This is a genomic window from Lysobacter sp. TAF61, from assembly GCF_052113485.1.
Classification (GTDB): Bacteria; Pseudomonadota; Gammaproteobacteria; order Xanthomonadales; family Xanthomonadaceae; genus Lysobacter_J.
The window spans coordinates 44,585-56,833 of record NZ_JBFRDH010000004.1 but is presented as its reverse complement, the minus strand read 5'-3'; the positions used below and the strand labels follow the sequence as shown (position 1 = coordinate 56,833).

7 protein-coding genes are annotated in these 12,249 nt (G+C 67.5%); 5 read left to right on the top strand and 2 right to left on the bottom strand.

What is annotated here, in order from left to right:
- The first annotated feature begins 16 nt into the window (after window positions 1-16).
- Window positions 17-790: an endonuclease/exonuclease/phosphatase family protein gene (locus AB4Y64_RS10400; RefSeq protein ID WP_441816386.1), complete on the top strand. Its 774-nt coding sequence runs from the start codon at window positions 17-19 to the stop codon at window positions 788-790.
- Between the two features lie 84 nt (window positions 791-874).
- On the opposite strand, the gene AB4Y64_RS10395 is transcribed toward AB4Y64_RS10400, so the two are convergent.
- Window positions 875-3,778 (bottom strand): TonB-dependent receptor, encoded by a 2,904-nt coding sequence (locus AB4Y64_RS10395; protein WP_441816385.1) that lies wholly within the window; start codon window positions 3,776-3,778, stop codon window positions 875-877.
- A 413-nt stretch (window positions 3,779-4,191) separates the two neighbouring features.
- The gene (locus AB4Y64_RS10390; protein ID WP_441816384.1) at window positions 4,192-5,724 is read right to left on the bottom strand and encodes an ArnT family glycosyltransferase; all 1,533 of its coding nucleotides are present in this window, start codon (window positions 5,722-5,724) and stop codon (window positions 4,192-4,194) included.
- A gap of 38 nt (window positions 5,725-5,762) precedes the next feature.
- Between AB4Y64_RS10390 and AB4Y64_RS10385 the strand changes: the two genes are divergently transcribed.
- From AB4Y64_RS10385 to AB4Y64_RS10370, 4 genes are read left to right on the top strand one after another with little or no spacing between them, the layout of a single operon-like run.
- Window positions 5,763-6,725: a phosphatase PAP2 family protein gene (locus AB4Y64_RS10385; RefSeq protein ID WP_441816383.1), complete on the top strand. Its 963-nt coding sequence runs from the start codon at window positions 5,763-5,765 to the stop codon at window positions 6,723-6,725.
- Complete coding sequence (locus tag AB4Y64_RS10380) at window positions 6,725-8,104, top strand: TolC family protein (protein WP_441816382.1); 1,380 nt, start codon at window positions 6,725-6,727, stop codon at window positions 8,102-8,104. Before AB4Y64_RS10385 ends, AB4Y64_RS10380 begins: the two co-directional genes overlap by 1 nt.
- Complete coding sequence (locus tag AB4Y64_RS10375; protein ID WP_441816381.1) at window positions 8,101-9,171, top strand: efflux RND transporter periplasmic adaptor subunit; 1,071 nt, start codon at window positions 8,101-8,103, stop codon at window positions 9,169-9,171. The genes AB4Y64_RS10380 and AB4Y64_RS10375 overlap by 4 nt, the downstream gene beginning before the upstream one ends.
- Window positions 9,171-12,215 carry an efflux RND transporter permease subunit gene (locus tag AB4Y64_RS10370; RefSeq protein ID WP_441816380.1) on the top strand — a complete coding sequence of 1,015 codons (3,045 nt, stop codon included), beginning with the start codon at window positions 9,171-9,173 and terminating at the stop codon, window positions 12,213-12,215. The genes AB4Y64_RS10375 and AB4Y64_RS10370 overlap by 1 nt, the downstream gene beginning before the upstream one ends.
- The last annotated feature ends 34 nt before the right edge of the window (window positions 12,216-12,249 follow it).

Below are 12,249 nucleotides of genomic sequence, written 5' to 3'. Positions count from 1 at the left end.
ACGGTCCTGGCACACGATGACCCCGCCTGAGATGGAAACGCGCCGGCTGCGCCTGCTGAGCGCCAACATCCAGGCGGGATCGAGCACGCGCGGCTACCACGACTATGTCGCGCGCAGCTGGTCGCACGTGTTGCCGGCCGGCAACAAGCGCGGCAGCCTCGACACGATCGCGCAGCTGGCCGGCGAACACGACATCGTCGGCCTCAACGAAAGCGATCCCGGCAGCCTGCGCTCGGGCTTCACCAACCAGACCCATTACCTCGCCCAGCGCGGTGGCTTCGACTACTGGAGCCATCAGCCCAACCGCCGCGTCGGCGGCGTCGCCTCCAGCGCCAACGGGCTGCTGAGCCGGCTGGAACCGCGCGAGGTCATCGATCATCCACTGCCCGGCCGCATCTCCGGCCGCGGCGTTCTGCTGGCCCGCTACGGCGAGGGCGACGACGCCCTGCTGATCGCGGTGGCGCACCTGTCACTGGGCGCGACCTCGCGGGCAGCGCAGCTGGGCTTCATCTCCGAGCTGCTGCACGACCACCCACACGCCGTGCTGATGGGCGACTTCAACTGCTCGATCGACCGCCCCGAGATGCAGGCCCTGTTCCGCAACACGCGCCTGCAGCCACCCGAGGGCGACGTGCCGACGTTTCCGAGTTGGCGCCCGCAGCGCGCGATCGACCACATCCTGGTCGGCGACGGCCTGCGCACCTCGAACGCGCGCGCAATGCCGGCGGCGCAATCGGACCATCTCGCGCTGTCCGTGCAACTCGACGTGCCCAGCAGCGCATTGCGCTGACCCGGGCGCAAAAAAGAGAACGGCCGGTGCAAGCACCGGCCGTTCCTGTTTCAAGCGCTTGCGATCACGCAGTCATGACAGTCATCAGAAGCGATAGTCCGCGCTGACGTACCAGAACGCACCCGGCAGGTCATACGTACCGGCGTCGTAACCGTTCAGCGAGCAGGTCAGGCACACCGGCGGATCCTTGCCGAAGATGTTGTTCACGCCGACCGTCAACTTCAGGCCTTCGGTGAACGCATTGCCCCAGTTGAACTGCGCATCGTTGTAGGTCGTCGAACCCAGTTCGTTGAACTCGGCGCCACCCAGGCAACCCGGCGCACCGCCGACCGGCACGTTGCCGCAATCCTCCTTGACCGAAGCGATGTAACGCAGCGTCCAGCCCGCGTTGAAGTCGCCCTTCGTCCAACCCAGCTGCACGTTGGTCTGCCACTCCGGGATCGCACTGTTGTCGACCTCGATGCCGACCTCGCGCTGCGAACGGTTGCCGTCGACGTCGATGGCCTCGTAGTCGTTGACGTAGGTCGACTGCATCGAGGCGTTCAGACGGCCCCAGCTCCATTCCGGACCGGCCCAGTTGGCCTTGATGTCGACGCCGTCGGTCTTGATCGAACCCAGGTTGTCGAGGAAGTTGTTGGGCGGGTTGAGATTGCCGCCGGCGCCACGGCTGAACGCCGTGCAATTGACGGTGTTGACGCCGCCTTCGCGCAGGCAGGTCTCCAGCAGCGCCTGCAGATCGCGCGCCTGGATCGCGTCCTTGATCTCGACGTTGTAGTAGCCCACTTCGAAGTCGAGGCGATCGGACCACGACTGGCCGGCACCCCAGCTCGGCGCGTACACCACACCGAAGGTCCAGTTGTCCGACGTCTCCGGCTGCAGATCCGGATTGCCACCGGTGAAGGTGGTGATCTGCGTGTTGGCCTGGACGAAGTTCGGCGGCGCACCCTGCGCCGCGCAACCGGCAGCCAGATCAGGCGATGCCGGACCCGGACGACCCGTCGAACCGCAAGGATCGACCAGCGTCGCACCGAACTGGGTCAGGCCGTACAGCTCGCCCAGGTTCGGCGCGCGGAAGCCGGTCGAATAGGTACCGCGGACGACGATGTCCTCGATCGGCTGCCAGCGGAAGCCGAGCTTGCCGGTGGTTTCGTTGCCGAAGGTCGAGTAGTCGGAGTAGCGGACCGCGGCGCTGATATCCAGCGACGACAGGACCGGGAAGCTGAACTCGGTGTAGACCTCGTCCACTTCATACGAGGACGACACCGGCGCAGCGAACGAGTCCTGCGATTCGCCGGTCTGGCGCAGCGGATCGGGGTTGAAGTCGCCGCGGTAACGGCGGTGCTCGACGCCTGCGGCAAAGCCGGCGGTGCGGTCGCCGATGTCGAACAGGTCGCCGGTGATGTTGCCCTGGAACAGGTCCAGCACCTGCTTGCTCGAATCGATCTGGCGGGTACGGATGTAATCGATCTGGTCCTGCGTCATCGGACGACCCTGGCCGCCGAACAGGTCGAGCGGCGTGCAGCCGGCGACCAGCGCGCAGATCGCCGGATCGCCCAGCGCGAGCTTCATCTTGGCCACGTTGTAGCCGTTGAGGAACTCCTGCGTGGCCTTGTTCTCGGAGTGGGCGTAGTTGACGTCCCAGCCGAGGGTGCGATCACCCATGCCGAAGGTGCCGTCGAGGCCGATGTTGAAGTAGGTGGTGTCCACATCCTGGTTGAAGATGCGCGGACCGACTTCGATCGGACGACGCGTCACCACCAGCAGGTTCGAAGCCGCGTCGAGCGTATAGCCGAACGGATTGAACGGGTTGTCCTGGTGGATGCTGATCGTGTCGGCGATGCCGCCGGTGCCGGCGCCAGGACCGACGAAGATCGGCTCGGGCGCGGCCTGGTTGGTCGAGGTGCGGTTGTTGTACAGGCCCTTGACATGCAGGCGGACTTCATCGCTCAGGTCGTAGGTGGCGCTGGCGAAGATCGACTTGCGCTTGCTCGGCGTGAGCAGGAAGTTGTACGGCGCGAAGTTGAAGCGGTCCGAACCGTCGAACTGGTTGTAGGTGCCGCCGTTGGGGTTGTTCGGGTCGAACACCGGCGTGGTGGTGCCGTTGTTGAGCGTGATGTCGTACCAGTTCGCGGTATCTCCATCGCAACCGCCGACGGCGGTGGTGGCGAAGGCCGGGTTGCAGAAGAAGAAGCGACCCTGCGGGATGCCCGAGCTGCCGCCTTCGACACCGACGCCCGGCGTCGGGAAGGCCGACTGCTGCCAGCTGCCCGAGCTGATTTCCTGCTGCTCGAAGTAGCTGGCGGTGAAGATGCCCGACCAGCGTTCGCCGCTGCCGCCGATCGTCAGGCTGGCTTCGGTGGTCTCGCCGCCGTCCTCGTACTCGCCGTAATAGGCATGCACTTCGGCGCCGTCGAACTTGCGGCGGGTGATGATGTTGACCACGCCGGCGATGGCGTCGGAGCCGTAGATCGCCGAGGCGCCGTCTTCCAGCACTTCGATGCGCTCGACGATCGCCAGCGGGATGGTGTTGAGGTCGGCGCTGCCGCTGACACCCGAGGCGGAGGATTCATTGACCCAACGCACGCCGTCGACGAGCACCAGGGTGCGCTGCGAGCCGAGGTTGCGCAGGTCGACCTGGGCCGAACCGGCGCCGATGCCGCCGCCGTCCGGCGGATAGCCGAAGTTGCCGGAAGAGTTGAACTTGGCGTTGAGCGCCTTGCCGCTCGAGCTGAGCTGCTGCAGCAGGTCGCCGACGCTCTGCAGGCCGGTGGCTTCGATCTTGGTACGGTCGAGCACGTAGACCGGCTGGGCGGTGACCACATTGGTCTGCTTGATGCGGCTGCCGGTGACGGTGACCGTGTCCAGGGTGGTGGCCGAGCCGGGCTGTGCAGGCGTCTGCGCGGTTTGCGCCGCGGCGAGCCCGGGCAGGCTCAGCAGCAGCGACAGCTGTATGGCTTTCGTCAGGGTCTGACGGCGTAGTGCTTTCATCGCGACTCTCTCCAAAAAGAAAAAAATCTGGCTGAACAGCTGGACGCGCCCTCCCCCTCCAGGCGGCGTCCCAGAGTTGTAAACAATTCGTAAAGCCGCCACAAGCGGCAAAGAGTCAGCGTCACTTTCGGCACAGTGGGCCTTGGACCCGATCCCCGGGGTCCGATCCGACCCTGCCCGGCCAGCAAACGCAGCCCGCAGCAGCATGCAAGCAGTTGAATACACTGCAGTTCTTTGAAGAATGGGTTGCTGCCAAGCGTTCGAACGCGACCAACACCGACTGCCGTTCAAGGCCGCCCCGGGGCCGTCAGGCCAATTTATGGACAGTGATCAGGCCTCGATTGCCGCGGCCTATGGTCGAGGGCGACAGCTCGGCGCCCCTTTTTCGCCTGATCGGCGCGATTCGGCGCGGATCAACGGCTTTCCCTGGGTGCTGCGGCTTCCGCCGGTCGCCGGTTCGCAGGCAGATTCACCTCGAAGATCACCCTGCCCCGGTACGGCGCGCCGAACTGCCTGGACGAATAGCCATAGCCGGCGATCCGGCGCTGCAGTTCAGGCCACAGTTCCTGCCTGGCCACGTAGACCAGCCCGGACTCCTCGCCGGCCTCCTCGAGTTCGCGGATCAGCGGCTCGTCGTACTTCGGGTTGAATCGAGATTGCGGCAGCGGCGCCAGCGACAGCGACTCGATCTCCGTGTCCAGGTACAGATGCAGGCCGTAGCGGGGCGAGTCCTCGACGAACACGACCTCTGAAATCGGCGTGCTGACGCGGGACCGGATCGCCTCTGCCCAGGCCGACTCGTCCTGGCGCGAGGGCACCTGCGCGGCCACCACCCGCAACAACACCATCAGCACCAGCCAGGCCAGCAGCCACGCCAGTCGCAGAATCTGCCGCTGTTCGTGCTGGCGCTGTGCGGCAATGGCCAGCGCCAGCGGTACGAAGACGGGCAGCAGATACAGCGGCAGTCGCGATCGGGCAATGCAGAAGGCCAGCAACGGCAGCAGCAGCCACAGCGCGACGAAGAGGCCGCGCGCCTGCGCCTGCCGCGCCACCCGCGTGCTCCATGCACGCAACTGCGACGGTAACTGCCACGCCCAGCGCCCTGCCGGAGCCAGCCAGGGTAGCGCGCCCACGGCCAGGGTTGGCACGTACACGACCGCCCAGCCATACCACTGGCCGTTTCGCCGGAAGCGGTCGCTGCTGACGCGATCCACCACCTCCGCGCCGAGGAAGTAGCCGAGCAACCCTTGATGGCGCAGCGACACCGCGATGAACCACGGCAGCACCAGCGCCAGGAAAACCAGGACACCGGCAGCGTGTGCCAGCCAGTTCCGCCGCTGCCCGGAAGGCGCCAGCCACTGCAAGGCCATGATCGGGGCCAGCGGAAGCAGCGCCGGCGGCCCCTTGGTCATGAACGCAAGCGCGAATGCCGCCCACATCAGCAGCACCCATCGCGTGCCCGGCGTTCCGAAGCGGTGCTCAACGAATGCATACACCGCCAGCGTCTGCGCCGCGGTCATCGGAAAGTCGGTGGTGACCAGTTGTCCGGCGCAGTAAGGCAGGATCATCGTCGCGTAGATCAGCGCCGCCTCTGCTTCCGCGCCCGGTGCCAGCCGCCGTGCGCAACGCCATGCCAGTGCGATGCAAAGCAGGTACGCCAGCGCACTGGGCAATCGCGCCGCGAACTCGTTGCGACCGAACACCGACACGCTTGCCGCGACCAGCCAGTAGGTGACCGGCGGCTTGGACCAGTGCCCGGTGTCCTCGTTGCGCATCGGATCGAGCCAGTTGCCGCTGTCGAGCATGGTCAGCGCGACATTGGTGTAGCGGCCTTCGTCCGGATCCCAGAGACCTCGTGAGCCGAGGAACGTGAATGCCAGCACGAGCGCGAGGATCGCGATCCATGCATTCGACAATTTCCCTGCGGACACTGTCATCGCTGTCATCGCTGCCTCGAGCCGGAGCCTGGTCGTGGACGTGGACGTTGAGCGCCGCCGATCATCCAACGCTGCGCACGCGCATGCAATCGAAATTGCACGGGGCAAATGCCAGCGCGCACGAACGCGAATGGCGCTCGCACGCTTCCGACACCATTACGACATCGCGCCGCAGAGGATGGCTCGCGTATCGGTGGCGTGAGCCATGCCCAATGCCTTCCAGTGCAGAGCTAAGCAACAGCGGCCGGCTCGGTCTGCCTCGCATCGCAATGGGTCGCTCACGCTTCCTGGCCATGCACCTGCTATGGCCTTTGCTCGTGTTCGTCGCCGTGGCGGTCGCGATGCTTGCGCTCGGGATCGACCAGAAGCTTGCCCGTGTGCTCTACGCGTGGGAAGGCAATGCGTGGGCGCTGAAGGATTCCTTCATCGCCGAGACCGTGATCCACACCGGTGGGCGCCTGCTCAGCGTGCTGGCGTGGCTGTGCGTGCTGGTGCTGTGGATCGTCACGCTGTTGCGCGCACCACTTGCGTTGCTGCGCAGGCCGCTTGCGTACCTGCTGATGGCGACCGCAGTGGCCGCCGCCACCGTGGCGTGGATGAAGACCTGGACGAACATGGATTGCCCCTGGAACGTGATCGGCCTTGGCGGCCTGCAGCACTACCACAGCCTGTTCGGCCCACGCATCGCCGGCCACCAGGGCGCGTGCTTTCCGGCCGCGCATGCCAGCGCCGGATACTGCTGGTTGTCGCTGTACTTTTTCTTCCTGACGACGCATCCGCGGCTGCGCTGGCTCGGACTTGCCACCGCCCTTGGTTTCGGCCTGCTGTTCGGCACCACTCAACAGCTTCGTGGCGCCCACTTCCTCTCGCATGACCTGTGGTCGGCCGCCGTGTGCTGGATCTGCGTGCTGGCGGTATACCTGGGGATGCGGATGGACCGCCCGTCGCGCGCGCATCGCGCCGCAGTAGACAAGGCAGCGAGGCCGCCATCGCCTGCGCGACCGGATTGATGCGCCCGACCATTCGCCTCGCACTGCAGACCCCCGCGCTGCCGGCGCTCGCGCTGCTCGCCCTCGCGATGCTGGCCGCGCTGCCCGGTTGCGCCACCTATCGAGCGGCACCGTTGCCGTCGCCAGAGGCGATCCTGGCGCGCGGCGTACCGGACGTCTCCACACCTGCGGTCATCCATCCGCGCCTGCCGCCGCACGAGATCGACTTGGACCGTCCGTTGAGCGACCTCGATGTGGCGCGGCTGGCACTGCTCGCCAGCCCGGACCTGGTGGCGCTGCGGGCGCAGGCCGGCGTCGCCGATGCGCAGTTGTTCGCCGCGGGGCTGGTGCCCGATCCACAGCTGTCACTTGCAGTCGATCGCCCGACCAGTGGGCCCGACGTGACGACCGCGCTGGCTGCCGGCCTGGTGTTCGACCTGGCCTCGCTGTTCACCCGCCATCTGCAGGTTGCCGGGCAGCAGCACGCCACCGGGCAGGTGCACTTGGACGTCGCCTGGAACGAGTGGCTCGCGCTCAACCACGTCCGCATCCTCGCGCGCAGGATCGCTTCGCTGGAACAGCAGGCGGCCATCGCCGCGCAGGCGCGCGACGCCGCGATGGCGCTGTACCACCTGAATCGCGACAGCATGCGGCGCGGCGATGCGCGCCTGGACGATGTCAGCGTCTACCAGGTCGGCTTCGTCGACGCGCAGACGCGCACGCTCGAGCTCGAACGGCAGGCGCTCGCGGCACGTCATGAACTCAATGCCGCCCTTGGCGTGCCAGCGGACAGTCGCTTTGCCTTGGCGCCCTTGCCGCCGCCTCGCCCTGTGCTGGCGACTGACGTGGCCGCGCTTGCCAACGACGCAGCTCACCAGCGCCTGGACGTGCTGGCGCTGCAGGAGGGTTACGCCGCGGCAGAGCTGGGATTGCACCTGCAAACCCGCCGTGCACTGCCGTTACCGCAGCTGAGCATCAACCGCGCGCGCGACACCGGCGACGTGTGGACGACCGGGCTTGGCGTGGATTTCAGCTTGCCTCTGTGGAACCGCAACCGCGGCGGGATCTCGGTGGCCGGCGCCACGCGCACACAGCTGGCCGACGAGTACGTCGCCCGGTTGCTGCAGATGCGCTCGGATCTTGCCGCCCAGCTCGACGACCTCAGGCAGCTCGATGCCCAGCAGCATGCGCTGGCCGCCGAGCTGCCGACGCTGCAACAGGCTGCCGACGTGCTCGCCCAGGCCAGTGCGAAGGGCGATGTCGCAGTGACGGCCTACGAAACGGTGCGCTCGGCCTTGCTCGACAAGCGGCTCGCCTTGATGGGGCTTGAACAGGCCCGCTCGGAAGGCGAAGTCGCGCTCGAAACCGCCGCCGGACGATTGTTATGGGATGCGCAATGATTCGCCTGAAATCTCTCCTCCCGGTGCTGCTGCCGCTGCTGCTCGCGGCGTGCCATGACGGCGCCCCGGGCGCCGATGCCGCCGATGACGCAGGCCCTGCCGGCACGGCCCGGGTGCAGGTGGAAGTCGCCGCCATCCGGCCGATGCACCGCACGCTCACGGCCTACGGCACGGTCGCCTTCGCGCCGCAGTCGCAGCAGATCGTGACGACCGGCGCGCAGGTTGCGATCGAAGAGGTGATGGTCGTGGCCGGCCAGGACGTCCATGCCGGCCAGCCATTGCTGCGGGTACGCGCGACGCCCGATTCGGTACTCGAATGGGAACGTGCGCGGGCCGACCAGGACGCTGCGGCGCGCGAGCTGCAGCGCGCCGAGCGCATGTTCGCCCAGCACCTGGCCACCAATGCCGACATGGCCACTGCGCGCCAGGGCGCACTCAATGCCCAGGCCGCGTGGAAGGACGCCGTCGCCCGCGGTGCTGCCCCGGGCGCGCACCTGATCACCGCGCCGCGCGAGCTGGCAGTGACGACGGTGGATGTGAACCGCGGCGACATCGCCGCGGCCGGCGCCGCGCTCGTGCACCTTGGCAACAGCGCCGACCTGGAGGTGCGCCTGGGCGTGGAGCCGGCCGACCTGGCCCAGATCGCACTGGGCCAACCGGTGACGCTGCATCCCAGCTACGCGCCCGACACCGGCGTTGCCGGCAACATCATGCGGATCCTGCGCCAGGTCGATCCGCAGTCGCGCCTGAGCCAGGCGCTGGTGCGCGTGCCGCCAACGCAGGACCTGCTGCCCGGCACCACGGTGCGCGCCGAGATCGACACCACCCGTCCCCGCGCCGTGCTCAGCCTGCCGCGATCGGCGGTGCTGCTGGACGCCGGCACGCCGCACGTTTTTCTCGTGCGCGCAGCGGCCGCGCACAAGGTCAACGTGGCCGTCGACGATGACGATGGCGAGCGGGTCGCGGTCACCTCCGGCGTCAAGGCTGGCGACGTCGTGGTGGTGCAGGGCAATTACGAACTCCAGGACGGCATGAAGGTCGTCGTCGAGACGCCAGGACATCGCTGATGTCGCGCTGGCTCTGGAATCATCGCGGATCGGTGTTGCTGGCCTTTGTGCTGTTCGCGGCGCTGGGCGCGTTGAGCATCCGCCTGATCCCGGTCGGCCTGTTTCCGCTGGCCAGCTTCCCGCGCATCGTCGTCGCCGTCGATGCCGGCGACCGTCCCGTCGACCGCATGGTGGTGGAGGTGACGCGACCACTGGAACAGGCGCTGCGCGCCGTTCCCAACGTCACCCGCATCCGCTCCACCAGCAGCCGGGGAGAGGCCGACATCTCGCTCTCGTTCGACTGGAACACCAACATGATGGTGGCCCTGCTGCAGGCCGACGCCGTGGTCGCGCGCATGGTCGCCGCGCTGCCGGCCGGCAGCAGTTTCACCATCCGGCGCATGGACCCGACCGTATTTCCGGTGCTCGGCTTCAGCGTCACCTCGCCGCACCGCGCGCTGACCGAGCTGCGCGACCTGGCCAACTTCAAGCTCGCCCCGGCGCTGTCGTCGGTATCGGGCGTGGCCCAGGTGGAAGTGCTCGGCGGGCGCGAAGCCGAGTACCAGGTGCTGCTCGAACCCGTGCGCCTGCAGTCGCTGGGGCTCTCGCCGGTGGACGTCGCGCAGGCACTTAGCGCGGCCAACGTCGTCACCGCGGTCGGCAGGCTCGAGGATCGCTACCGCCTCTACCTGGCCCTGTCTGACACGCGCCTGCGCAGCATCGAGGACATCCGCCGCACGGTCCTGCGCAGCAGTGCCGATGGCGTGATCGAACTGGAGGACGTCGGCGACGTGCGCCTGGGGGAGATGCCCGAATGGACGCGCGTCAATGCCGATGGCACCGATGCGGTCCTGATCAACGTCATGCAGCAGCGCGGCGCCAGCACGGTGGCGTTGTCGGGCGACGTACGCGCGCAGTTGCAGCGCCTGCTGCCATCGTTCCCGCGTGACGTCCGCATCGTTCCCTACTACGACCAGTCCGAGCTGGTGGTCGCCTCGGCCGGTGGCGTGGTCGAGGCCATCGCCGCCGGCGCGGTGCTGGCTGGCGCGATCCTGCTGCTGTTCCTGCGCAACTGGCGCATGACCCTGGTGGTAAGCCTGGTGCTGCCGGTCGTGCTGCTGATCACCTGCGCGTTGCTGCTGGCGTTCGGCCAGAGCTTCAACATCATGACGCTTGGCGGCATGGCCGCCGCCGTGGGCCTGGTGGTGGACGACGCGGTGGTCATGATCGAGCACATGGCGCGGCGGCTGTTCGAGGACCGCGACCGCACCGGCCCGCCACCGGTGCTGGACTACGCCGCGCAGATGCTGCGGCCGCTGGCGGGCTCGTCGGCGGCCACGATGACCGTGTTCCTGCCGCTGGCCTTCCTCGGCGGCGTCGCCGGCGCCTTCTTCCGCCCGCTGGCGCTGACGATGGCCTCGACCCTGGCCGTTTCCTTCGTCGTCTCGTTGCTGGTGGTGCCACTGCTGACCCGCGCCCTGCTGCGGCCGAGCGACGCGGCCACGCTGGAACACCCTGGCCCGTGGCAGCGCCAGCTGCAATCTCGCGGCGTCGATGCCGTCGAACGCGCCATGCAGCGGCCAGTGCGTCTGATCGTGCCGGTGCTGGTCCTGGTCCTGGTCGGCGTCGTGGCGTTCCTGCGGATCGGCAGCGGATTCATGCCGCGAATGGACGAAGGCGGTTTCATATTCGACTACCGCGCCGCGCCAGGCACTTCGCTCAGCGAAACCGACCGGTTGATGCGCCAGGTCGAATCGATCGTGCGTTCGCTGCCGGAGGTTGAAAGCTACTCGCGTCGTACCGGCCTGCAACTGGGCGGTGGCCTGACCGAAGCCAACGAGGGCGACATGTTCATCAAGCTCAAGTCCGGGCCACGTCGCGGCATCGACGACGTGATGAGCGAGCTGCGGCAGCGGGTCGAGAGCGAAGTCCCGGGCCTGCAGATCGAGACGGCGCAGTTGATGGAGGACGTGATCGGCGATCTCATCGCCACGCCGCAACCGATCGAGATCAAACTGTTCGGCGCCGACAACGGACGCCTGCGCAAGGACGCAGACACCGTCGCCGACGCCATCGCGCGCATCCCCGGCGTGGTGGAGGTCCTCAACGGCACCCGCATTGCCGGTGACGCGATCGACATCCGCGTCGATCGCGTCCGTTCCTCGCTCGAAGGTCTGGCCCCGGACGACGCCACCGCACAGATTGAACAGCTGCTCGCCGGCACGGTCACCAGCCAGATCCAGGCCGGCGAGAAGATGATCGGGATCCGCGTCTGGTCGCCCGAGGACATCCGCAGCCGCGTCGAACAGGTATCCCATCTGCAGCTGCGCTCACCCGATGGCCATTACCTGCCGGTCTCGCGCGTGGCCGCGATCAGTGTCGTATCCGGCCAGGCGCAGGAAGACCGCGAAGATCTGCGCGGGATAGTCGCCGTCACCGCGCGACTGGAAGGCCGCGACCTCGGCTCGGCGATGCGCGATGTCCGCCAGCGCGTGGCCTCGATCAAGCTCGCTCCGGGCGTCGGCGTCGCCTACGGCGGGCTGTACGAGGAGCAGCGGCAGTCGTTCCGGCAGCTGGTCGTCGTCTTCGTTTCCGCGCTGCTGCTGGTCGCCACGTTGCTGATGTTCCTCTACGAGCGGGCGAGCGTCGTGATGGCGATCGTGCTGACGGTGCTGGCAACGTTGCCGGGTGTGTTCGCCGGACTGTGGCTGACCGGCAGTGAGCTCAACCTGTCGTCGATGATCGGCATGACGATGGTGCTGGGCATTGCGACGGAGGTCGCGATCTTCTTCTTCGCCGAGCTCGATACCACGCGCCGCATCACGCCCGCCGACCTGCACCGCGCCGCGGCCATGCGCCTGCGACCGATCCTGATGACCTCCTCCATCGCGATCCTGGCGCTGCTGCCGCTGGCGTTGGGACTGGGCTCGTCGGAGATGCAGCGCCCGCTGGCGATCACCATCATCTGCGGCCTGCTCGTTGCGGTGCCGGCGGTGCTGCTGCTGATGCCGGCCACCTTCCTGCTGCTCGACCGTATGCTCGAGCGCTCACCTCGACCGGACTAACAGCTCCTACCTTTTTGCGACAGCTGCAGGAAGA